The sequence below is a fragment of the Deltaproteobacteria bacterium genome, assembly GCA_019912665.1.
GTDB lineage: Bacteria > Desulfobacterota > GWC2-55-46 > GWC2-55-46 > GWC2-55-46 > UBA5799.
This window is the reverse complement of the sequence record JAIOIE010000021.1, coordinates 458968-481017: the sequence shown is the minus strand read 5'-3', so window position 1 is coordinate 481017 and position 22050 is coordinate 458968. Positions and strand designations below refer to the sequence as shown.

At 55.5% G+C, this 22050-nt stretch carries 20 protein-coding genes; 6 read left to right on the top strand and 14 right to left on the bottom strand.

The annotated features are described in order from the left end of the window. Positions 1-320: 320 nt before the first annotated feature. A complete protein-coding gene (uvrC, locus tag K8I01_11615; GenBank protein MBZ0221065.1) occupies positions 321-2177 on the top strand; it encodes an excinuclease ABC subunit UvrC in 1857 nt (618 codons plus the stop codon). Between the two features lie 10 nt (positions 2178-2187). On the opposite strand, the gene K8I01_11610 is transcribed toward uvrC, so the two are convergent. Next, positions 2188-3399, bottom strand: a complete 1212-nt coding sequence (locus K8I01_11610; GenBank protein ID MBZ0221064.1) for a diguanylate cyclase — start codon at positions 3397-3399, stop codon at positions 2188-2190. A 341-nt stretch (positions 3400-3740) separates the two neighbouring features. Here K8I01_11610 and K8I01_11605 point away from each other — a divergent pair, with 341 nt between their 5' ends. Together K8I01_11605 and K8I01_11600 are read left to right on the top strand one after the other, a co-directional pair. Beyond that, a complete protein-coding gene (locus K8I01_11605; protein MBZ0221063.1) occupies positions 3741-6167 on the top strand; it encodes a DNA internalization-related competence protein ComEC/Rec2 in 2427 nt (808 codons plus the stop codon). A gap of 90 nt (positions 6168-6257) precedes the next feature. After that, on the top strand, positions 6258-6779 hold the full coding sequence (locus K8I01_11600; GenBank protein ID MBZ0221062.1) for a DUF4124 domain-containing protein: 522 nt from the start codon (positions 6258-6260) through the stop codon (positions 6777-6779). Between the two features lie 21 nt (positions 6780-6800). Here K8I01_11600 and K8I01_11595 read toward each other — a convergent pair whose 3' ends face one another. From K8I01_11595 to galU, 11 genes are all read right to left on the bottom strand, one after another. Beyond that, the gene (locus K8I01_11595; protein MBZ0221061.1) at positions 6801-7643 is read right to left on the bottom strand and encodes an MBL fold metallo-hydrolase; all 843 of its coding nucleotides are present in this window, start codon (positions 7641-7643) and stop codon (positions 6801-6803) included. 183 nt (positions 7644-7826) lie between these two features. Further along, the gene (larC, locus tag K8I01_11590) at positions 7827-9002 is read right to left on the bottom strand and encodes a nickel pincer cofactor biosynthesis protein LarC (GenBank protein ID MBZ0221060.1); all 1176 of its coding nucleotides are present in this window, start codon (positions 9000-9002) and stop codon (positions 7827-7829) included. A gap of 52 nt (positions 9003-9054) precedes the next feature. Next, the gene (larB, locus tag K8I01_11585) at positions 9055-9804 is read right to left on the bottom strand and encodes a nickel pincer cofactor biosynthesis protein LarB (GenBank protein MBZ0221059.1); all 750 of its coding nucleotides are present in this window, start codon (positions 9802-9804) and stop codon (positions 9055-9057) included. A gap of 1 nt (position 9805) precedes the next feature. Next, on the bottom strand, positions 9806-11428 hold the full coding sequence (locus K8I01_11580; GenBank protein MBZ0221058.1) for an Hpt domain-containing protein: 1623 nt from the start codon (positions 11426-11428) through the stop codon (positions 9806-9808). A 96-nt stretch (positions 11429-11524) separates the two neighbouring features. Next, complete coding sequence (locus K8I01_11575) at positions 11525-11884, bottom strand: response regulator (protein MBZ0221057.1); 360 nt, start codon at positions 11882-11884, stop codon at positions 11525-11527. After that, positions 11853-12302 (bottom strand): chemotaxis protein CheW, encoded by a 450-nt coding sequence (locus K8I01_11570; GenBank protein MBZ0221056.1) that lies wholly within the window; start codon positions 12300-12302, stop codon positions 11853-11855. Before K8I01_11570 ends, K8I01_11575 begins: the two co-directional genes overlap by 32 nt. Positions 12303-12346: 44 nt before the next feature. Continuing rightward, the gene (locus K8I01_11565; GenBank protein MBZ0221055.1) at positions 12347-13669 is read right to left on the bottom strand and encodes a methyl-accepting chemotaxis protein; all 1323 of its coding nucleotides are present in this window, start codon (positions 13667-13669) and stop codon (positions 12347-12349) included. A gap of 71 nt (positions 13670-13740) precedes the next feature. Beyond that, positions 13741-14757 carry a thiamine-phosphate kinase gene (gene thiL / locus K8I01_11560; GenBank protein MBZ0221054.1) on the bottom strand — a complete coding sequence of 339 codons (1017 nt, stop codon included), beginning with the start codon at positions 14755-14757 and terminating at the stop codon, positions 13741-13743. A gap of 5 nt (positions 14758-14762) precedes the next feature. Beyond that, positions 14763-17186, bottom strand: a complete 2424-nt coding sequence (lon, locus tag K8I01_11555; protein MBZ0221053.1) for an endopeptidase La — start codon at positions 17184-17186, stop codon at positions 14763-14765. Positions 17187-17203: 17 nt separating this feature from the next. Then, entirely contained in the window at positions 17204-17686 is a 483-nt protein-coding gene (locus K8I01_11550) for an Hsp20/alpha crystallin family protein (GenBank protein ID MBZ0221052.1), read from the bottom strand. Between the two features lie 27 nt (positions 17687-17713). After that, entirely contained in the window at positions 17714-18574 is an 861-nt protein-coding gene (gene galU, locus K8I01_11545; GenBank protein ID MBZ0221051.1) for a UTP--glucose-1-phosphate uridylyltransferase GalU, read from the bottom strand. Positions 18575-18994: 420 nt separating this feature from the next. Here galU and K8I01_11540 point away from each other — a divergent pair, with 420 nt between their 5' ends. Together K8I01_11540 and K8I01_11535 are read left to right on the top strand one after the other, a co-directional pair. Further along, positions 18995-19540, top strand: a complete 546-nt coding sequence (locus tag K8I01_11540; protein ID MBZ0221050.1) for a SocA family protein — start codon at positions 18995-18997, stop codon at positions 19538-19540. Beyond that, a complete protein-coding gene (locus K8I01_11535; protein MBZ0221049.1) occupies positions 19530-19817 on the top strand; it encodes a hypothetical protein in 288 nt (95 codons plus the stop codon). Before K8I01_11540 ends, K8I01_11535 begins: the two co-directional genes overlap by 11 nt. Before the next feature lie 20 nt (positions 19818-19837). Here K8I01_11535 and K8I01_11530 read toward each other — a convergent pair whose 3' ends face one another. Beyond that, entirely contained in the window at positions 19838-20662 is an 825-nt protein-coding gene (locus tag K8I01_11530; GenBank protein MBZ0221048.1) for an IS1 family transposase, read from the bottom strand. 117 nt (positions 20663-20779) lie between these two features. Here K8I01_11530 and K8I01_11525 point away from each other — a divergent pair, with 117 nt between their 5' ends. Beyond that, a complete protein-coding gene (locus K8I01_11525; GenBank protein ID MBZ0221047.1) occupies positions 20780-21814 on the top strand; it encodes a P63C domain-containing protein in 1035 nt (344 codons plus the stop codon). Here the strand turns inward: K8I01_11525 and K8I01_11520 are convergent. Beyond that, the gene (locus tag K8I01_11520; GenBank protein ID MBZ0221046.1) at positions 21786-22028 is read right to left on the bottom strand and encodes a hypothetical protein; all 243 of its coding nucleotides are present in this window, start codon (positions 22026-22028) and stop codon (positions 21786-21788) included. The genes K8I01_11525 and K8I01_11520 overlap by 29 nt on opposite strands. Between the last annotated feature and the right edge of the window lie 22 nt (positions 22029-22050).

Sequence of the window (22050 nt, the reverse complement as noted above, 5' to 3'; positions counted from 1 at the left end):
AGGGGCCCGTTGAAGCTTCCCGGCGTAACGCCGGGAAGCTCCGACACAAGAGGAAGATTTCCGGATTTGCATCCGCTCGCTCGACCCCGAAAAAGCTCTGGTGTCTCTGCTCGCTTTTGTGTGTTCACGAGGTGGGGGAGGGGGATAGCAAGCGAGCCTTACCCTCAAAAACCGCACGGCAGTGCGGAAAAAAGGCCTTTAGCTCCCGGAAGCGCGGCAGCGCGCAAAAGGCCTTTTGCAGAAGATAGCTTGATCCCGCGCAGGATATCCCTCAAAACCGGTTTGTATTCCAGAAATCTCCTGTGAGATAATATAAAGATATGACAGCAATCGAAGAAAAACTCGCGAAGCTGCCCCAGTTCCCGGGCGTCTACATCATGAAGGGCTCATCGGGCGAGGTCCTCTACATAGGGAAGGCCAAGGACCTCAGGGCGCGGGTGCGCTCGTATTTCAGGGAGTCCGGCGGGGACGGCAGGTACGCGGTCAGGTTCCTGTCGTCTAGAACGGCCGATATCGACTACATCGTCACCACGAACGAAAAGGAGGCCCTCCTACTCGAAGACACCCTCCTTAAGCGTCACAAGCCCAGGTACAACATACGCCTCAAGGACAGCAAAACCTACGTGAGCATAAAGATAACCATGAAGGAGAAGTTCCCCCGCATACTCGTCACGAGGCAGAGGAAGAAGGACGGCTCAAGGTACTTCGGCCCCTACATCTCGGCCCGCGAGGTGAGGGACACGATAAAGTTCATCCGGAGGATATTCCCGCTCTGCGTCTGCTCGGAGAGCGAGTTCAGGAACAGGGTAAGGCCCTGCCTCGACTACCAGATAGGGCTCTGCGCGGCCCCGGCAGCGGGGCTCATATCGGAGGAGGCCTACAGGGAGCTCGTGGACGGGGCAATAATGTTCCTTGAAGGGAAGAACAGGGAGCTCCTTAAAATGCTCCGGGAAAAGATGAAAGAGGCATCAGCGGCCCTCGAATTCGAGAAGGCCGCAAGGCTCAGGGACAGGATACTGTCGATAGAGGGGATGCTCGAGGAGCAGAAGGTGGTTGCGGCCAGGGCGGCCGACCAGGACGTATTCGCGTTTATCAGGGAAAGGGACTCTATTCTGCTCCAGGCCCTCTACATACGGGACGGCAGGCTCACGGGCGGGAGCGACTATTTCTTCCATGACGCGGGCCTCCCGGACGAAGAGATACTCTCGTCTTTTATCGCAGAGTACTACAGGGGCGAGCGCTTCGTGCCTGACGAGGCCATTGTGCAGACTGAGCTCGAGGACAGGGATGTATTGGAGGACTGGCTCTCCGAAAAGAAGGGTAGAAGGGTGTCCCTTACGATGCCGCAGAGGGGCGGGAAGGCAAGGCTCCTTGAGATGGCCCGGTCGAACGCGGCAGAGGCTTTACGTAAGCGCTCCGAGGCCGCGGCCTCCAGGGCCGGGGTGCTCGAGGAGCTTCAAAAGAGGTTCCGATTAAAGGGCGCGCCTCATCGCATTGAGGCCTACGACATATCCAACATAGGCGGAAGCCAGGCCGTGGGCGCGATGGTCGCCTTCAGGGACGGCGAGCCGGACAAGGACTCCTACAGGCTATTCAGGATACGGGGGCTTGAGGGTCCTGACGACTACGCGATGATGTACCAGGTCCTCTCGCGGAGGTTCCTGATGGAGGAGGCCGGAAAGGGCCCGGGCCTTCCCGACCTCGTCATAGTGGACGGGGGCAAAGGGCAGCTCAACATCGCCGTCCAGGCGCTTAAGGAGCTCGGAATAAGGGGCGTGGAGGTGAGGGCGCTCGCAAAGGACAGGGAAAACGGGCCGCCGGTGAGGAAGGATGCCGCATCAAAAGGCGAGCGGGTCTTCATCCCCGGAGTGAAAGACCCGGTGCTCCTCAAGGAGGGCTCTAAGCCGGACCTCCTCGTAAGGAGGATGCGGGACGAGGTCCACAGGTCCGCAATTTCCTACCATAGGAAATTGCGGTCAAAGGAGCTCGGCTCGCTTCTGGACAGGGTCCCTGGCATAGGCGGGAAAAAGAAGAAGGCCCTATTCGAGAGGTTCGGAGACCTTGAGTCGATACTGAACGCGGATATAAAAGAGATCGCCTCTGTTCCAGGCATAACCGAAAGGCTTGCGGCCGATATAAAAGGACTCAGGGAAGAAACGGAAGGCGGGCAGGAGTGACGGCATTAAATCAGCCCGTCCTTGCGGTTTCCACCCTGTTCCTGCCCTTTTCCTTCGCAAGGTACAGGGCCCTGTCTGCCTCTGCAACGATATCCTCCTTTTCGCTCATGTTCGGATGATACGCGGAAACGCCGAAGCTCATGGTGAGGCCTGTTTCCGAATGGATGCTTTTCCTCATCCTCTCCGCCGCGGCCATAGCCTCTTCTAATCCCGTCTGATGAAGGAGTATGAGGAACTCCTCTCCGCCATACCTTACGGCCAGGTCCGTCCTCCTGACCTCTCTTATCAAAATGCCGGCAACCTTTACGAGCAAAAGGTCCCCGGCCCCGTGTCCGTGCGCGTCGTTGTACTCCTTGAAGCGGTCCATGTCCGCCATTATCACCGAAAACACGTTGCCGTATCTTTTTGCGAGGTCAAAGCTTTCCCGCAAATCGATCTCAAGATAGCGCCTGTTCGCAAGTCCCGTAAGGTGGTCGTGCAGCGATAACAACCTCGCTTCCTCATAGGCTTCGGCGTTTCTTATCGCTTTTTTCGCAAGTAGGAAGAGACCGGCCCCGACCGACAGCCAGAGGAGGAAATGCACCCCGAATATCCTCAGGGCCGTATCCCGTTTTGTCTCGTAATATGGCCTTAACGGGACGGCTATGCTTATCCCGCCCCTTATGTCCCCTTCCCTGTAGCCCTGGTCCCGGTGGCATTTAAGGCAGTGCCGCTCGGTCAGGAACGGCCTTATGAGCCTCAGATACGGCTCCCCGTCCATTACAGCCGCAGTGGTCGCTTCGGGAATTCCTTGCTCGAATGCGCGGAGGGCTTCTTCCTCCCAGGCGTCCGGGGCGTTTATGGGATTCCGGGGCTTGAGGCTCGTTATTTTACTCAGGACAGGAAGCTCGTCTTCCTGCCTGAACGCCTCGAAAACTATCCTTGTAAGGTATGCCGGATTCACCAGCGTAAAGGTCTTTTCGTCCTTGGTCGTTATGTCCCTGTCAGGTATCAGGAGGTACGGATTGGGGGCTACTCTATCAGTTGATGCATATACCCCGCCAAGGTCCGACAGTACCTTCCTGTATAGCATATTGAGCTTGTAATGGGCCCTGGCCTCAACCGAAGCACCCTCAATGGCTGCGTTGTGGTTATAGTAATAGGTCAGGAAAAAAGAGAGGAGGGCTATTGCGGTCCAGCCCAGGAAAAGATATAAGACATATTTTTCAAAGAATTTTTTCATAATAAACAAATGGGTGCGTTATGAGCAGTCCGGGGATCGGCTTCCGGATACTCTCGTATGCCGGTCCACAGTACGTCTTTTAAACACATACAATCGATTGATGGAAGGTAACGAGATGAATAGACAGGGGGGCGACGGTTGTGCCTTCTTAGAGAATGCTGCAGGGACGATGCGGCAGAGGCCGGTTCTGCAATCCTCTCTTCTTGAGATAGGCTAGCATCAGAGCCCCGCTAAGTCAAGCGCCCTACCTGGGAACCGGGCTGTATTGCCGTCACTTTAGTATTTGAGTGCAAAAATGGCCTGCCCTGTGTTAAAAAGTACTGCCGACCCCAAAGCCCTTTATGCGACCACTCGTCCCTGTTGCCCTCTCAATCCTCTCCGGGATAGCCGTCTCGGACCGACTGGGTTTGTCATACGGCCCGGTGCTCGCGGCCCTTTCGCTCTCCACAGGCGCGGTCCTCCTGGCGTATGCCCTGAGGCTCAGGTTCAGCCGCCTTGCTGCCCTGCCGGTCTTTTTTTTCACTGGCGCCCTTTTAATCCTCCCTCATTCAAGACCGGAGTTTCCGCCGGGGCACATCCTGGACCGCATCCAGGCCGAGGATACCGAATCCGTAAGGGCAGGCCACGCGATAGAAGGGCATGTACTCGAAGCCGAGCCAGCCGGAAAAAGGTCAAGGTTCCTTCTCGATATTGAGAAATACCGGGAAGGAGAGGAATGGGAGCCGTCAAGCGGAAAGGCCCTCCTGACCGTGAACGGCAGGGCGGACCTCAAGCCAGGAGACCGGGTGCGGACTTTCGCCATGCTCGGCGGGCCGAGTAACTTCGGCAACCCCGGGGAGTTCGACTACAAACGCTGGCTCGGGAGAAGGGGCGTCTTTGTTACCGGGTTCGTAAAGAGCGAAAGGCTCATCGAGATAATTGAGAAATCTCCTGACGGGCCGCTTGATGTCCATCGGATTCGGGACCGTATAGGGAAGTTCATAGAATCGAGCGGGCTCAAGTACAGTGAGGCCCTTAAGGCGCTTATTATTTCCAGCCGGGGCGGAATAGAAAAGGAGCTCAAGGACGCGTTCGCCTCAACAGGCACGGCCCACATACTTTCTATATCGGGCCTTCATGTTGGCATGGTCGCGGCATTCTGCTACGGACTGTTCCTTCTTCTCATGAAGCGATCAGAGGCGCTCCTGCTTGCAGTTCCAGCTGCAAAGGCCGCCTTCGCCCTCTCCGCTGCGCCTGTCATTTTCTACGGGATGCTGGCCGGTTTCCCCATCCCGACACAGAGGGCGGTCATAATGGTGCTCGCATTCATCCTCTCCTTCGCACTAGGCAGGGGAAAGGACTACCTCAATACGCTCGCCCTCGCGGCCATTATCGTGATGGCGCTTGCGCCGTATTCCGTGTGGGACGCCTCCTTCCAGCTGAGCTTCGCGGCAATGGCTTTCATAATAATCCTCGTTCCAAAAATGAAGAGCTATCTTAAAGACGATCAGGACAAAGTAAGACCCGGCGGGGAGGAGACATATAAAATGCGCTCTCTCGCGTTCCTTAAAAAACGGGTCGTGCCTTTGATACTGGTGACAATAGCCGCGGGCATAGGCACCTCCCCCATCCTTGCCTGGCATTTCAACAGGGTTTCAATCGTGGGGCTTGCGGCAAACTTCGTCGTTGTGCCCCTTTCGGGCATAGTCGTGCCTTCACTACTCGTCTCGGCAGTGCTCCTGCCTTTTTCAGAGGCCCTGGCATTTATCCCGCTTAAGATAGCAGACCTTGTCTTCAGCATCATCGCTGGCGCGGCAAGGATTTTCTCCTCCATTCCCTACGCCTCCTCCTGGGTCGCTCCGCCCCCGCTCCATGAAATAGCGATCTTCTATGCCCTTATCATCTGCGCTGTAAGGCTTGAGTGGAGGCGGGCACGACTCCCGGTCATTGCCCTGGCCCTCCTTTTGATCGCGAGCTACGGGGCCAGGGGAATTTTTTACAAAGGCAACCCCGGAAAGCTCACGGTCACCTTCTTAAGCGTGGGGCAGGGAGACGCCTCGTTTATAGAATTCCCTGACGGCGCAACCATGCTCGTTGACGGCGGAGGACTCAACAACCCTGACTTCGACACAGGCGAGAGGATTATAGCCCCGTTCCTCAGGTCAAAGGGAATAAAAAAGATAGATTACATGCTCCTGAGCCACGCCCAGCAGGATCACATGGGAGGGCTCCCGTTCATAGCGGAGAATTTCAGGGTTGGCGAGTTCTGGTGGAATGGCCACGGGGACCTCGGAAGGCTCGGCACAGCGCTAAAGGAGAGGGGCGCGCGAGTCAGGGTCGTGAACGACTCCACTCCTGAAAAAACGATCGACGGGGCAACCGTCCGGCTTCTCCACCCCACAGAGGGCACGGAGGGCCTGGACCTGAACGAGGCGTCGGTTGTCATGAAGGTAACATACGGAAAAGACAGCTTCCTTTTCACCGGGGACATAGGGAAAAATGAAGCGCTCCTTTCCGGCCCTGCCCTCGCCTCGACCGTGCTCAAGGTCCCGCACCACGGCTCCAGGAGCTCCTCCGGCGCGGCGTTCCTTGCCGCCGTAAGCCCGGAGATAGCCGTCATATCGACGGCAAGGCTTAATGCCTTCGGCTTCCCGCACAGGGAGGCGCTTGAGAGGTATTCGGCCCTGGGCGTCAGGGTAATGAGGACCGATTCGGGCGGGGCGGTCGTTGTCTCGACGGACGGCAAGGTTATCGAAGCGAGCCAGTATTTGACTGGCAGCACCCGGTAGATTATACTTACTCATCAAAGCGGCAATCCTTAAAGTGTTCAAAAGCCGTTAAAAATCCATCCATGCCCGTCAGGGCTAAAAGAGGGCCTCATGAGGCTTATACTTTTCCTTCTCGCCGCGCTTATAATGGCCCCTCCGGCCTTTGCCGAGCTCTACTATTGGACCGATGGGCAGGGGAACGTCCACATAACAGACAGTATGGAAAAGGTCCCCCAGGAATGGCGCGGCAGGGTGAGGGTGCAAAAGGAAGAGCAGGCGGAAAAGGGACCTCAGTTCGAAACCGAAACGCCGCCGCCTCTCCCTGCCGAGCCCGGCGCGGTCCTTTACGGCGACCAGACGCTCGACTGGTGGCGGCTTTCGCTGGCCCGGAAGGCAGGCGAAATTAACGAGCTTCAGCAGGCCATCAACGTGAAGACGAATTTCGTGGAGGTCTTCGAGGCCGGAAGGAGGTTCGGGCAGGTCTTCGCCTCAGAGCAGGTAGCGAAGTACAACCTTTATAAAGAGGAGCTTCCTGCGGACCTGAGGAACCTTGCGGCCTTGCGGGAAGAATACGAGGAGCTCCAGAGGAAGGCGCGGATAGCCGGAGTGCCCAAGGATATAAGGGACCCCTGACGGGCCATGCTTCGCATAAGGTCAGATTTCTATTTGAGTACCTGCCGCCACGGCCAGGCATTCAAGCCCTGAGCCGTTCTTTTTTATCAAACCCCTGCATTCTTCGACGATACGGTCGACCTGGTCGTCGGTCCTGTCCTGGTTCTGGTGAAAGAGCCCCAGTTTCCTTACGCCCGCCTCCATCGCGAGCCGCACCGCGTCCAGATAGGTCGAGTGCCCCCAGCCGCTTGTGTGGGCCTCGTATTCGTCCTTTCGGTACTCGGCGTCGTGAAAGAGGAGGTCTGCCCCCTTGCTGAACTCGCGGTATCCCTCATACCCGAGGCCGAAGGGATGGCGGTAGGCAAGCTCGTTATCCGTAAGGAAGACGAAGGCCTTCCCGTCCTCTTCGAGCCTGTAGCCAACCCCCATGTTGGGGTGGCTGAGCGGTATTGTCGAGACCTTTACCGAGCCTATGGAGTAGCCGTTGAAGCCCATGCCGAGGAAGCTTATGTCCGCCTTTATGTCCTCGAACTCTACCGGGAAATTGGGCGCTGTCATGGTCTTCGAGATTATGCGCTTAAGCGAGTCCTGCGTGGGCTGCGGCCCGTAGATCTTTATCTCGCTCCCTTTCGCGTATATGGGCTTGAAGAACGGGAACCCGAAGAGATGGTCCCAGTGGGCGTGCGTTAAAAGGAGGTTTAACTTCCGGGTCCCGTCGTTCGAGAGCCTGTTGCCGAGTAGCCTTATGCCGGTCCCCGCGTCCAGAATTATGAGGTCGCCCGAGGCGCTCATAACCTCGACACAGGTCGTGTCGCCGCCATACTTTATGTACTCCCTGCCGGACACAGGGACAGAACCCCTCGAACCCCAGCACCTGATCAGCATGAAAATCCTTTTTGAAGATGAAAATATGGAGGGAATTCTTGCCCTGGAGGGCTGCGGAAAAATTGTCTTCCCGGCGTCCTGGAACCGATCAGTCAGGCCGGAATCCACTCCAGGTAAAATTATAACACCGCATTATAAAAAGGTTTTGTGACTTAAGTCCACCGGACATCAGGCCCCCGCCCTTCAGTCCAGCTTTTCCAGCGCCGCTGCCCTTGCAGAATCCATGACCCTCTTAAGCGGCACGCCCTTCCTCTCGGCCAGCAAGCGGCAGTCCTCGTACTCGGGCTGCGCGTTGACGGCCCTGCCCGAAAGGTATGAGGCCTTTACGCTTACGCTGCCGTAAGGCGTCCTTACCTTCATGACCTTTCTTTCGAGGCAGTGCCTCTCAACCGGATAGGCCCTTACCCCTATGGAGGTGGACTCCCTGAATATCATCTCCATCAGCCGTGTCCTGTCCTCCTCCTTCGCAAGCACCGTAAGGAGGACTCCTGGCCTGGACTTCTTCATCTGTACCGCCGTATGGAATGCGTCGAGCGCGCCGGAACTGATGAGTTTCTCGATGAGATAGCCTGAGAGCTGCGGGCTCATGTCGTCTATGTTCGTTTCAAGGACGTGGAGCCTCTCGCCTTCTGCCTCGCCCGAAGCACCCGAAGAGCCGAGTACAGCCCTCACTATATTCGCCCTCTCCTTTAGGTCCTTTTTACCGGCGCCATAGCCGACCTTCTCGACCGTCATGGCGGGCATGGGGCCGAAGGAGGCGGCTGCCATCATGATGGCAGCGCCAGTTGGCGTCGTAAGCTCGAACGCGACAGGCGAGGGCACTACGGGAGCGCCTGTCAGTATTTCCAGGGTGGCCGGAGCGGGGATGGGGAGCTTCCCGTGCATGGTGTTCGTCCAGCCTGAGCCGAGCGGAAGGGGAGAGCATATTACCTTGTCCGGCCCGACGGCCTCAAGCGCTATTGCCGCGCCCACGATGTCTATTATCGAGTCCATCGCGCCTATCTCGTGGAAGTGGACTTTATCCGCGCTTATGCCGTGGACCTTGCCCTCAGCCTCGGCGATTGTCCTGAATATATCGGTGCTGAGCCTTTTGACCCCGGACGATAGGGCGCTTCCGGAGATTATCTTTTTGATATCCCTGAAGGTCCTGTGGTGGCTGCTTTCGCGGAGCTTTACCCTGAAAGAGGTGCAGGATATGGAATGGCGAAGCTCCTTGCCAACGGCCACCTCTATCCTGTCGACCTTGAGCTTACGAAGCTCTTTGAGTATAAGCCTCTTATCGACCCCGAGGTCGATGAGGGAGGCGAGGAACATGTCCCCGCTTATGCCCATGGGGCAGTCGAAGTAGAGTAGTTTCATCTGGACCTTTTAGGCAACAGAGGTTGCCTTTAGTCTGTCTTCAGGGTACGCGCTATCCCCTGTTTATCAGGCTCGCCACATATGCAGCGCCAAAGCCGTTATCTATGTTGACGACCGAGATCCCGGATGCGCAGGAGTTTAGCATTGCCATGAGGGTCGTAATCCCACCGAGGTTCGCGCCATAGCCCACGCTCGTGGGCACAGCGATAACGGGCCTGGAGACAAGGCCCGCGACCACGCTCGGGAGAGCGCCTTCCATTCCGGCTACGACTATTATGACGTTCGCGTCCCAGAGCTCCTCTTTCCTGTGGAGGAGCCGGTGTATGCCCGCGACGCCGACATCATAGAGCCTTTTCACCCGGTTACCCATGCACTCGGCCGTTATAGCCGCCTCTTCGGCGACCGGCACATCGGACGTGCCGGCCGATATGACGAGCACCGTCCCCTTGCCAGAGGGGACCATAGGGTGCGATTTGGCGAAAAACGTCCTGGCCGTCTCATTATAGTCCGCCTTGGGGAAGGTCCTCTTAAGGGACTTCCCGCTGCCGGGCGTGAGCCTTGTGACGAGCACGTTCTCCTTCCTTTTCGCCATGCTTTTTATGATGGCCCTTATCTGGGCGACGCTTTTTCCCTGGCCGAATATGACCTCCGGGAAGCCCTGCCGGAGCGCCCTGTGGCTGTCGAGCGTTGCGAATTCCAGCTCCTCGAACGGGAGCTTTTTAAGCTTATCGAGCGCCTCGTCAACGCCGGTACTGCCGTTCTTCACCTCTTCAAGGAGCTTTTTCAATACGCTTACATTCATATCAGGCCCCCTCAATCGCCCTTGAGATTATCTGCTGGACGTCAAGGAGGAAGACAGGGCTTCCGTCCACCATCATGGTCATGCCAGAGGCCCCCCAGAGCTTTGAAATAGGGGGGAGAAGCGGCTTAACGTACGCGTCTATCTCCGCGCCGAAGCTTTCCACCTTTAGCGCGGCTAGCCTGCTTCCGCCGCCTTGCCCGAGAATAGGGCTGCCGTCTACCAATACGAGCGTAGAGGCCCCGCCCTCTTTTTCCGGGAGCCCGAAAAGAGAGGCGAGCGATACGATCGGCATACGGACCCCTTCGTAGCCGAAGGTCCCGTCAGCTATTTCGTCCGAGTTAATTTCGATGACTTTTTCTATCTTCGATGTGGGGAGGAGGAAGCGCTCCGGGCCTATGCCCACGATAAGGGCCTTGGTTATGAGGGTCGTCCGGGGAAGCTCCAGTATGATTTTCGTACCCTTGCCCTCCTCGGACTCGATTTCGAGCGTGCCGCCGAGGCCCTCTATGGCGTCCTTGACGACATCCATCCCTACGCCCCTGCCCGAGGTCTCCGAGACCTTCCCGGCGGTAGAAAGGCCAGGAAGGCAGACGAGCTTAAGGAGCTCCTTTTCAGGCATGGCCGCGGTCTTCTCAGGGGGAATGCCTCTTTCAGCCGCTTTTTTCCGGAGCGCCTCTCTATTAATGCCCCTTCCGTCGTCCGATACCTCGATAACCGCCCTGTCCTTACGGGCATGGGCCAGCACCTTTATGGACCCAATGGAGAGCTTGCCTTTTGAAAGCCGCTCGTTCGCCGGCTCTATGCCGTGGTCTATGGCGTTCCTTATTATGTGCACGAGCGGAGAGGAGAGGCCTTCGAGTATGGCCCTGTCGAGGCTTATGTCCATACCCTCGGCGTAAAGGGAGACCTCCTTGCCCGAGCCCGCCGTAAGGTCCCTTATTATCCTGGGAATGCCCGCCGCAAGGTCCTCGATCGGGAGCATACGGGCCGTGAGTATGCTCCCATGAAGCGAGCCGATGGTCTTTCCCAGCAGGTGCACCCCGTCCTTGAACTCTATGGAGCGCGACTCATGGGTAAGGGCCTTGAAGGAGGAGAGCACCATGAAGAGGTCGCCCACGGTAGCAAGGAGCTCGTCAAAGACCCGTCCCTCGACCCGCATGACATTTGAAAGCCTGAGCCCTCCTGCGGGCGCCGCCGCTGTATCGGGAAGATTGGCGGCAGGCTTCGGATGAGCCGTGGCCTGCCCGGAGTTTGAAGCTGAGGCGAGCTCTTCGAGAAACGGGTCTATAGACAGGTCAAGCGGTTCATCGTTTTCGACCTTTCCGATAAGTTCGCGCTTCAGGTCCAGGCATTTGAGGAGAGCCGAGGTCATGGCCCCGGAAAGTTCGAGCTTACCGGAGCGGAGCTTGTCGAGGAGGTCCTCCTCGACGTGCGCAAGCCTCATGATGGGCGTATATCCCATTGAGGCGGACATCCCCTTTATTGAGTGGTAATGGCGGAAAAGGTTTTCGAGCGTCTCTTTTCCTGTCGGGTCCCGCTCCAGCGCCAGAAGGCCCGACTCGATATCGGAGAGGTGGGCCTTTGCCTCATGCAGGTATATGCCTTTGTATTTGGAGGTGTCCATGTAAGAAAGAGGAGGTGCGCTGCTGCGCTTCCTTGTTCGGGTTTATCGTAAGCTTTTCGGCTAAAAAATGATAGCCGTCTCCGGCCGGCTAACGTGCTAAAGGCCTTTCAGGGCTGCCAGGACCTTTGATTCGGAAGGGGGTTTGATTATATAGCCCGATGCCCCCGCCTTTAGAGCCTCCTCCACTATGGGCTCGTAGCCGAGCGAAGTGCACATGACTATCTTGATCGGCAGGTTGAGCGAGGATATGGCCCTGGCGGCCTCGAGGCCGTTCTTTGCCGGCATGACAACGTCGAGTATGACGAGATCGGGCCTGAGCCTTCCGGCGAGCTCGACCGCTTCGGCCCCGTTCGAGGCCTCGCCGACCACCTCGTATCCGGCCCTGGCCAGTATGTCCTTCAGGGCGGCCCTGAAGAACTCGGTGTCATCTGCTATCAGGACTCTCTTTGGCGGCATCGTCTTCAGCTGAAAGCATCCTTAGCGTCTCGTCGTAGAGGGCCGGCCAGTCGATAATGTCGATGGGCCGGCCCCCGGCGTTTATCCTTCCAAAGGTATAGAGGCCCTTCTCTTTTGTTACCTTGCCCTCGATATCCTCGTCCCAGAGGAAGGAGACCCCTGAGTCCCCTATGTCCACCCCCAGGACGCGCCCTTTTTCCTTGAGCACGATTACCTTGTGCGAGGAGGGCTGCCTTGAACCGAAATCGCCAAGTGCGGCCGGAAGGTCTATCACCGTAACGGGCTCGTTCCTGAAGGAGATTATACCGGAAGCGAACCCCCTCCCGCCGGGGAGGAACGGGAGCCTCTCTTTTTCCACCACCCCTGCGACCGCGCTCGTCTCGAGCGCGTATCTGCCGCAGTCCAGGTCTATTACCAACTTGTCTCCGCGCATGTCGGAAGGTGAACCAGCCATGTGTTGAATCAAAGAGTGAACCTGGCGACCACGGCCCGGAGGTCTTTTGAAAGCCCGGAGAGCTTCTCCGACGCGGCAAGGGTCTCGCTTATAGCCGCCCCGTGCCTCTCGACGGCCGACTCGACCCGTTCGGTCGAGGCGACGTTTTCGCGGGCTATCTTGGCCACCTGCTCGATTATCTCCACGGTCTTTTCCGCTTTTTCCTTCTGCTTCTGCGTAAGGCCCAGTATCACCGTGGCCTTCTCGGCCACTTCCGAGGAGTAGTTGGTTATTTCAACGAGTATCTCGCGTATCTTTCGGAGGTCGTCCCTGCCTCCCTTGAGATTCGCGGTCCCCTCGCTCGCGGAGGCCACGACCCGCTCGACCTCTATCCGGAGGTCTTTTACTATGGAGGAGACGTCTTCCACGCTGTTATTGGTGTTGTCCGCAAACCTCCTGACCTCCTCCGCGACTATGGCGAATCCCCTGCCGTGCTCTCCGGCCTTTGAGGCCTCTATTGTGGCGTTTAGCGCCAGGAGGTCGGTCTGCCTCGATATGTGCGTTATGACGTCGAGTATCCTGGGTATGTCGCCGAGCTTGTCTTTCAGGCGTATGGCCGCCCCCTCGGTGTTCTCGATGCCCCTGAAGATAGTCTCCATCTTCTCCATCGCCGAGGTGGCCGCGGTCGCGCCCCTCTGCACCATGGAGTTCACCCTCTGCGAGGCGTTAGCGCTCTCGGTCACCCGGTCGGCCACGTCGTCCGCGAGCTCCGCCATTGCCTTTACGGTATGGGAGGCGTCGCCTATGTGGTTGGCCTGTTCGAGCGCGCCGTTAAAGATATCGGAGGCGCCGGATATGACGTCTTTCGAGGTCTCGTGCCCCCTGGCCACGACCGACGAGAACGATTCCTGGGCCTCGGAGAGGTCCGAGGCGGTGGACTTTATCTGCATGACAAGGGTCTTAAGGCTTTCGGACATGAGGGAGACCGCCTGGGCGAGCTCCGCTATCTCGTCCTTTATAAGCCGGGCCTCGCCTGAATCGAGCTCGCCCGCGCCGGAAAGGTCGCCCTTGCTTATCTTTCCTGCTATGGCTGCGATGCGGTTGAAGTCTCTCGTCAAATTCCGCGTAAATATTGAGCCCAGGACGAGCCCTGTGAGGATGGCGACGAGGAAGCTCAGTGGCTGCTTCATCCACTCGGCTATTTCGAGCTTTTCGACGATGCCAGGCACGAATGCCGCGGCCGCGACCACCGCGATGAAGCCGAGTATGAACTTGTATCCTATGGGTATCCTTATGGCCAGGACCCGCCTTTCTCCAGTTTCGGCGGTATTATATGTCTCTTTCAAATCCATTGTCAATCCGCAAGCGTTTTCCGGTATTTCGGACGGTAATGCCGTTTGCTTTAGCCCCGCCGAGCGTCCTTTCAGAAGTGCTCGAACCCCTCTCTTCCGAGCGCGACAGGGCTTCCGTCCTCGTCTAATACCGTAACGGCCCTTACCGCACTTTTTGCCGGGACTATCCTCCCGATGGGCGTGAACGGGAGCGAAAGCCTCCTGGACAGCCTGGAAAGGCTTTTCAGGTTGCTTTCAGGAGAGGTGAAAAGGAGCTCATAGTCCTCTCCGCCCGTAAGGGCGAACTCGAACATGCGCCTCCGCCCAGCCTGTCTGCCGAATTTCTGAAGCTCTTTCGAGGCCGGGAGAGAGCTAATGTTGACGACCGCGGCCCGGCCGCTCTCGATGCAGAGCCTTTTAAGGTCAAGGGCCAGCCCGTCGCTTAAATCCATCATCGATGACGCAAGCCCGGAGGCCGCGAGCGCTTTTCCGGCTGTAAGGCGCGGCTCGGGGTCGAGGTGCTTTGCCACGGATCCCCTGTAAGGCCCTTTTGCCGCCGCTTTCCCTCGCGCGCCGAGCGCCCACAGGCCGAGTGCGGAAGAGCCGAGCTCGCCTGTCACGAATACGAGGTCCCCGGCCCGAGCGCCTTTTCTATATGCCACTTCATTGGCAGGCGCCTCTCCGAAGACGGTCGTCGAAACCGTTATCCCGTGCCTGGACTTTGCCGTGTTGCCGCCGATAAGCAGGCACTTACTCTTCCCGCCCGCGTCACCGAGGCCGTCATAGAGCCCGTCGACGAAGCCCTTGTCCGTATCCGGCGGAAGCGCGATGGAGACGAGGAAGAAAAGGGGCTCTCCGCCCATTGCGGCTATGTCCGAGAGGGATATCGAAAGGGCCTTCCTGCCTAAAAGACGGGGAGGGGTGTAGCTCCTCTTGAAATGGGTGTCCTCGATAAGGACGTCTGTGGTGGCAAGGAGGACCCTGCCGCCGAGCTCCCTTATAACGCAGGCATCGTCGCCGATGCCCTTGGTAAGGCGCGGATGCCGGGCGGCAAACCGCTTCGCAATGGCCCCTATGAGGGCGTCCTCGCCTATGTCCTTAAGGCGCATCCGCTTCAGGGCCTTGCGTGCTTCCGGCCCGCGGGCTTGGCCTTTCTCGGCCCTGGCTTTTTCCCGCCGGGGAGCCTGTGCTTCCTGAACACTACCTTCAGGACGTCGTCCATGTGCTTTACGAAGATGAAGCTTATCTTTTTCCTTATGTCCTTGGGTATGTCTTCTATGTCTTTTTTATTCCGCTCGGGGATGATGACGTTGGTCATCTTGGCCCTTAGCGCGGCAAGGCACTTCTCCTTTATGCCGCCGACCGGGAGCACCCTTCCCCTTAAGGTTATTTCGCCGGTCATGGCGATCCCCTTATCAAGAGGCGTCTGGGTAAGCGCCGATATGAGGGAGGCTGCCATCGTTATCCCGGCTGACGGGCCGTCCTTTGGTATTGCGCCGGAAGGCACATGGATGTGTATGTCGAGATCCTTGTAGAAGTCGGGCTTCAGGTTAAAGAGGTCGGCCCTCGACCGGGCGTATGAGAGGGCCGCGTGCGCGCTCTCCTTCATGACATCCCCGAGGTGGCCGGTAAGCGTAAGCTGCCCCTTGCCGTTCATTATCGTCGACTCTATGTGGAGTATCTCGCCTCCGACAGGCGTCCACGCAAGGCCTGTGGCGACACCGACCTCCTCGGACTCTTGCTCGGTCTCGGGGAGGAATTTTGGTATGCCGAGGAACTCCTGTACGAGCTTCGGCGTGACAGTCGTAAGTGCGGATTTGCCTGAGGCCACCTTCTTCGCGACCTTCCTGCAAAGCGAGGCCACTTCACGCTCGAGATTTCGAAGCCCGGCTTCCCTCGTGTACTGGGATATTATCTTCTTTATGGCCTCGTCCTGAACGGTGATGAGCTTTTTAGAGAGGCCGTGCTCCTTTATCTGGCGGGGCACGATGAACTTACGAGCTATCTCGAGCTTCTCCTCCTCGGTGTAGCCGGGGAGGTTGAGGAGCTCCATCCTGTCGAGGAGCGGCTCGGGGATAGGGTCGGTCATGTTCGCGGTGGTTATGAACATCACCTTCGAGAGGTCGAAGGGAAGGTTCAAGTAATGGTCGCTGAAGGCGTAGTTCTGCTCGGGATCCAGCACTTCCAGGAGGGCCGAGGACGGGTCGCCCCTGAAGTCCATGCCAATCTTGTCTATCTCGTCCATCATGAAGACGGGGTTGTTTGTGCCGGCCTGCTTAATGCCCTGTATTATGCGACCCGGGAGCGCGCCGACGTAGGTCCTCCTGTGCCCCCGTATCTCCGCCTCGTCCTTTATGCCGCCAAGCGAGATACGGACGAAGTTCCTGCCCATCGCCCTTGCTATCGAGCGGCCGAGCGAGGTCTTTCCGACCCCCGGGGGCCCTACGAAGCAGAGTATCGGCCCCTTTGTCTTTGGCTGGAGCTTCCTTACGGCAAGGTACTCGAGTATCCTCTCCTTCACCTTTTCGAGGTTATAGTGGTCGGTGTCGAGCACCTTCCTCGCCTTTTCGATGTCGAGGGTGTCCTTGGTCTGCTTGGCCCACGGGAGGTCCACCAGCCATTCTAAATAGGTGCGGATAAGGGCGGCCTCGGCCGCGTCGGGGTGCATCATCTCGAGCCTGTCGAGCTGTTTCCCGGCCTCCTTCTCGACATCCTGCGGCATCTTGGACTTCTTTATCTTGTCTCTGAACTCCTCGAGCTCCTCGGACGGCTCCTCTATGTCGCCGAGCTCGTTTTTTATGGCCCTCATCTGCTCGCGGAGGTAGTACTCCCGCTGGCTCTTGTCCATCTCCTCCTTGGCCTGGGACTGTATCTTCACCTGCATCTGGGCGACCTGGAGCTCCTTTACGAGGAACTCGTTCACCTTCTCGAGCCTCTTTACAGGGTCGAGCGTTTCGAGCACGGACTGGGCCTCATCGATTTTCAGGCCGAGGTTGGCGGCGACGAGGTCCGCCATCCTGCCCGGGTCCGCGATGTTGTCGAGGACCATCATAACTTCCTGGAAGACGACCTTGCCGAGGGTAGCGAGCTTCTCAAGCTGCTCCCTTACGGTCCTCATGAGGGCCTCTACCTCGAGGGAAAGCTCTGTTTCGTGCTGCTCCTCCACTTTCTCGATGGAGACGAGGTAGTTGGGCTTGGTCTGGGTAAAGTTGGAGATGTTCCCTCTGCTGAGGCCCTGGACGAGTATCTTGACCCTGCCGTCCGGGAGCTTGAGCATCCTCATTATCATGCAGACGGTCCCGGCCCTGTAGAGGTCCTCGGGGTCCGGGTCTTCCTTGGATATGTCCTTCTGTGTCGCCGTGAAGACGAGCCGATCCTTCGTAAGCGCCGCGTCGACCGCGTTAATGGAGCGCTCCCGGCCCACGAAAAGAGGCACTATCATGAAAGGGAATATGACTACATCCCTTACCGGCAGGAGCGGCAGTACGTCCGGTATCTCGAGCTGCTGCTCCTCTTCTTCTCTTTTATCTTCTGGCATTTAGTCTGTACTCTCCTTTAAATGGATTCCACCGGCACCTTTTTCGTAGAGTTTCTCTTGTCCTGGACCCTCGGGAGCGTTATAAGGAGGATGCCGTTCCTGTACACGGCCTTTGCCCTGGCCGTGTCCACCGGGTATGGGAGGTCTATGGACCGGAAGAGCCTGCCGAAGGACCTCTCCATGCAGACGTAGTTTATCTTGTCCTCTTCGAAGCACTCAAACTTTACGGATTTTATGATGAGCTTGTCCCTGGACATGGTCAGGTCTATATCTTCCCTCCTGACACCCGGGAGCTCGACCTCGATTACGAGCTCATCCTGGGTGGCGTACATGTCGAGGGCCGGCATGTGGGTTATGGGCTCGGGCTTGAAAAAGCTCTCGCCCTCATCCAGGCAGTCGAAAAGGAAGCGGTTCAGGTGCTCTGTCTTAACGGGCGTCTTAGTCGGTTTTTTGGAGAATTTGGCCATAAATAGCTCAAAAGTGTCCTGGAACCATGCCATTGAAGGCGAAGACCCCTGAGATTAGCGTCAGAGGCCCAGGCCCTTGAGGAACTTCCTCAAGTCGCCTTTTAGCTCGGGGCGCTTAAGCGCAAGGGAGATGTTCGCCTTTAGAAAGCCGAGCTTGTCCCCGGCGTCGTACCTTGTGCCCTCGAACTCGAGGGCGTAGATGTCCTGGCTACGGAGTAGTATTTTGAGGGCGTCCGTAAGCTGTATTTCCCCGCCCTTTCCGGGCTTCGTCTCATCTAGCGCCGGGAATATGCCCGGAGTCAGTATATATCGCCCTATTATCGCGAGGTTGGAGGGAGGGTTGGCCTTCGGCTTCTCTACAAGGTCCAGCACCTTGTAGATGCCCGGCGCAACCTTCTGCCCCTTTATCACCCCGTACATATGGGCCTGGTTTTTCGGCACCTTCTGCACGGCAAGGACCGAGGTGCCGAATTTCCTGTTGACCTCGATCATCTGCTTCATCACAGGGACCTTCGAATCAATTATATCGTCCCCGAGGAATACGGCAAACGGCTCATTATTAATGAGGTTCACGGTTATGCTTATGGCGTGGCCGAGGCCGAGGGGCTTTTTCTGCCGCGTATAGGCGAAATGGACGAGGCCCGAGACGTTCTCTATCATCCGGAGCAGCTCGTTCTTTCCCCTTTCCTGCAGGAGCTTCTCAAGCTCGAAGGAGGTGTCGAAGTGGTCCTCTATGGCGGTCTTCCCCATGCCCGTTACGATGACTATCTCCGAGAGCCCGGAGGCCTTCGCCTCCTCGACACCGTACTGTATGAGCGGCTTATCCACAAGGGGGAGCATCTCCTTGGGAATGGCCTTTGTGGCCGGAAGGAACCTGGTGCCGAAGCCGGCAGCAGGGAAAACCGCTTTCTTAAGCTTCATATCCCATCCTGTGGACGCCAGTCCTGGGCCGTAACCCGGGCCCGACGGAAAGGTTTGTGGATTTTCAGGTCAGAAAAATTACAGCGCGATTCAGGGACAGCTTGTGACAGGAGCCAGGGTTTGCCATTGAGGGATGATAATAAGTTTTTCCTTATAAGTCAAGGGGTCGGGGCGTCAGGTAGTGGGTCAGTTTGGGAATAGAATAAGGGGCGTGAATATTTCCAACGAATTCATGTTAAAAACTGGTATGTTTCGCCTTTGGGTACATAATTTTGCTAGCTTATAGTGGGAATGGCTTTGAACTTAGAATTTATGATATACTAAAGGAGATTCAAAAAAAGCTTGATTTCGTCTGGAATTTGGCGATACTATACATAGGATTACCTAACTGGTCTTCCCCAAAAAAGAGGGGGGGGTGTCATGGATACGGACAAAAAACTCAAAGAATTAATATTGTACATTGCAGATAAATGCAAAGAGGATCACTCGTTTGGCGCAACCAAGCTGAACAAGATACTTTTCTTGGCTGACATGAACGCGTATGCTTTTAGGGGCACTCCCATTACTGGTGCGAAATATATGCACAAGCCTAACGGGCCTGTTGCAAAAAGAATGTTGCCCGCCTGCGAAGCATTGCGTAAGGAAAAGCGTGCTGAGATAAAACAAGAAAATTATTTAGGTTTTATCAAGAAAAAAGTTGTGCCTCTTAAGGGTGCCAATGTATCAATGTTTACAGAGGAAGAACTTTCAATTGTTAATATGGCAATTGAAGAAACTAGGTCATATAGCGCAACCCAACTTTCTCAGTGGACGCATACTCTTAACCCTTGGCTTTTGTCCTCAGATGGTGAAGAAATTCCATATAGCTCCGTTTTTGTGCTTTTGCGCTTGCCTATAGAGGAAGATGGGATAAGCTGGGCAAAAAAGGAGATAAGAAGACTGGGTTTGTCTGCAAATGCCGCCTAAGCACACGCTAGCCGAGATAGTGCAAGAGAGTAGCTTTACAGAACAATTTGATTCAATATCAACAAAATATAAGCGGCTAGAGGATGTACATGCAGGGTTAGATTGGGCGTTGGCTCGTGACCCTAAACAAGGAACGGTCGTTGATGGTAAAATAAGGGTCTTTAAAACCACGGCAGTTGGCGAAACTCCTGGATTTTGGGTTTTATATAAATATGACGAAGAAGCCCATAAAGTACACTACTTAGCACTGAAACCCATTCAATCCAAAGAATTTTAAAAGGCCCCGTAAGGGGCCTTTTATTTTAATAAGTCCAATATATCCTCTATCTCCCAAAGTTTACCAGTCACGCCAGCCGCCATTGCCGGAGTTACCCTCAAGCTCTGATGGATACGGCAGAAATTGTAGTACATGAAATGAAGGGCTACGGCGTACTCTAAATTCTCAATCTTTTTGGAAAAGGCATTTGTTAGCCTTGTGAAACGCCTCATGCTCATACGCATGGTTAAGTTTTGGCGTTCTACATAGCTTGTAGAGACATGGTTAGGGTCTGGGTTGCCCTGTACGCGCTCCTTAACGGCTCCCGTACAAACTGCCGGACTGTATTTTGCCTCTCGCTCCCTTTCATTACCGTACAGCTTAACTAATTGGCTGTAATCAATCTCAGAGCCAAAGGCCGCCTCTACCGCGCTTAGATAGGCCCTATGCCCGTCTGTTGTAAGCTGCACCCTGTTCTTTAGGCGTTTAGCCAGGTCGTCTATAAATACATGGGCTGATACCGCATCGCGCTTTCCGACATACCATGAAAGGACGAGCTTGGAATCAGCGCATATAGCAGTCCAGGTGTAAACATCGCCATAGCCCAATACGCCTTTCTTTTCGTCCGGCACATTCTTTTCTTTGGCATAGCAAAAAGACCAGATTTCATCACACTGAATCCTTTTGCACTCCAAATCCATCAAGACCTTATCCTGATACTCTGAACAAGCCCTGCCGATATCCGCAAGGAGCTTTAAGACTGTTCCCTTTGCCGCTCCTGTCATACGGCAAGTGGCCCTGATAGAGTTACCCTCTACAAGAGCTGCTATTATCTGAGCTTGTTTTTTAACATCTAATCTGTTCATAGCTGGATTATACTTAACCGCTCAAGCATTGTCAAGAGAAATAGCAAGCAAAAATCTGTTTGACAGTATATGCTTGCTATAATATAATTGCAAGCATCTTCTAAAAAGGAGCAAGCAATGGACGATAACAAGACGGGACAGTCAAAAGGCGGTGAGGCGAGAGCAGCTGCGCTTTCTCCAGAAGAACGCAGAGAAATTGCAAAAATGGGCGCAAGGTCTAAATGGGATAAATCATTGCCGACCGTTTTGCTTGGCGCTGATTTGATACTTGGAGGAGTTAAGGTTGATTGCTATGTAACTGATGAAGGTGAGCGGTTGATTGCAGGAAGAGGAATGCAAGATGTTCTTAAATTGGTTGATGAAAATCTACCTGAAAGCGGCCAAAAGCCAGGGTCAAGATTGACCCGCTTATTGAACAATAAAAAGCTCAAGCCGTTGATATATAAAGAAAAAACACAGGACCACTTTGAACCCAAGAAGCGCAGATATCAGGGGCGTCTTATTGCTGGTTATAATGCCGAAATGTTGGTCGATATTTGTGAAGGCATTTTAGAAGCTAGGACGCAAGGACTTACGATGACTGCAAGGCAGAGCATAATTGCAGCTCAATGTGAATTAATAATGCGTGGCTTGGCAAAGACAGGGATTGTCGCCCTTATTGATGAAGCTACAGGATACCAGCAATTAAGGCCTGCTGATGGGTTACGAACATACTTTAATCAAATTTTGAGGAGAGATTTGGCGGCATGGTCTAAAAGGTTTCCAGATGAATTTTATGAAAATATTTACAAGCTTAGAGACTGGGATTGGCCTGGGATGGGTGTAAACAGATTTAGTGTTGTGGGTACATATACAAATGACTTGGTCTATGAAAGACTTCTTCCGGGGCTTAAGGAGGAATTTGACCGTAGAAATCCAAAAAATGAAAAGGGTATTAGAAAGCATAAAAATCAACAATGGCTCAATGATGATGGTGCTAAATTGTTCGCCCAACAGATGTTCACGATCTTGGCCATACAACGAGCGTGTTTGAAAAAGAAGGGGGATAAGTGGAGGCATTTCTTAAACATGATGGACGAGATATTGCCTAAAAAAGATATAATCCAAATGCGTTTGTTTGACTTTAGCGACCTTTCTTCCATCGAGCTTTAGCCGCTCTTTGGGCTATCTCTTTGCGCTTCTTGGCAGATAGCTTCTCAGCCCTTGCCTTGCCGCCTTTCAGCCCTCCGAGCCTTCCGAGGGCTACGGCGGCAGGGTTCTTTTCGGGCTTCTCCTGTTTTGGCCCTTCCTGTTCATCCCTAGTAGCCTCAGAGACTATGAACGCCGCCAGCTTATTTATGTCGGTTATCTTCTTTTTCTTCTCCATGCTTTAAGTGTAGCATAACCGC

Excerpts from the sequence above, each read along its gene's own strand:
- K8I01_11595 (MBZ0221061.1), bottom strand. The coding sequence starts at position 7,643 with ATGCTGATCAGGTGCTGGGGTTCGAGGGGTTCTGTCCCTGTGTCCGGC.
- K8I01_11520 (MBZ0221046.1), bottom strand. The coding sequence starts at position 22,028 with ATGGAGAAGAAAAAGAAGATAACCGACATAAATAAGCTGGCGGCGTTC.
- K8I01_11540 (MBZ0221050.1), top strand. The coding sequence starts at position 18,995 with ATGGATACGGACAAAAAACTCAAAGAATTAATATTGTACATTGCAGAT.
- uvrC (MBZ0221065.1), top strand. The coding sequence starts at position 321 with ATGACAGCAATCGAAGAAAAACTCGCGAAGCTGCCCCAGTTCCCGGGC.
- larC (MBZ0221060.1), bottom strand. The coding sequence starts at position 9,002 with ATGAAACTACTCTACTTCGACTGCCCCATGGGCATAAGCGGGGACATG.
- K8I01_11575 (MBZ0221057.1), bottom strand. The coding sequence starts at position 11,884 with ATGCCGCCAAAGAGAGTCCTGATAGCAGATGACACCGAGTTCTTCAGG.
- K8I01_11530 (MBZ0221048.1), bottom strand. The coding sequence starts at position 20,662 with ATGAACAGATTAGATGTTAAAAAACAAGCTCAGATAATAGCAGCTCTT.
- larB (MBZ0221059.1), bottom strand. The coding sequence starts at position 9,804 with ATGAATGTAAGCGTATTGAAAAAGCTCCTTGAAGAGGTGAAGAACGGC.
- thiL (MBZ0221054.1), bottom strand. The coding sequence starts at position 14,757 with ATGCGCCTTAAGGACATAGGCGAGGACGCCCTCATAGGGGCCATTGCG.
- K8I01_11580 (MBZ0221058.1), bottom strand. The coding sequence starts at position 11,428 with ATGGACACCTCCAAATACAAAGGCATATACCTGCATGAGGCAAAGGCC.
- K8I01_11565 (MBZ0221055.1), bottom strand. The coding sequence starts at position 13,669 with ATGGATTTGAAAGAGACATATAATACCGCCGAAACTGGAGAAAGGCGG.
- K8I01_11535 (MBZ0221049.1), top strand. The coding sequence starts at position 19,530 with ATGCCGCCTAAGCACACGCTAGCCGAGATAGTGCAAGAGAGTAGCTTT.
- K8I01_11525 (MBZ0221047.1), top strand. The coding sequence starts at position 20,780 with ATGGACGATAACAAGACGGGACAGTCAAAAGGCGGTGAGGCGAGAGCA.
- K8I01_11600 (MBZ0221062.1), top strand. The coding sequence starts at position 6,258 with ATGAGGCTTATACTTTTCCTTCTCGCCGCGCTTATAATGGCCCCTCCG.
- K8I01_11605 (MBZ0221063.1), top strand. The coding sequence starts at position 3,741 with ATGCGACCACTCGTCCCTGTTGCCCTCTCAATCCTCTCCGGGATAGCC.
- lon (MBZ0221053.1), bottom strand. The coding sequence starts at position 17,186 with ATGCCAGAAGATAAAAGAGAAGAAGAGGAGCAGCAGCTCGAGATACCG.
- K8I01_11610 (MBZ0221064.1), bottom strand. The coding sequence starts at position 3,399 with ATGAAAAAATTCTTTGAAAAATATGTCTTATATCTTTTCCTGGGCTGG.
- K8I01_11550 (MBZ0221052.1), bottom strand. The coding sequence starts at position 17,686 with ATGGCATGGTTCCAGGACACTTTTGAGCTATTTATGGCCAAATTCTCC.
- galU (MBZ0221051.1), bottom strand. The coding sequence starts at position 18,574 with ATGAAGCTTAAGAAAGCGGTTTTCCCTGCTGCCGGCTTCGGCACCAGG.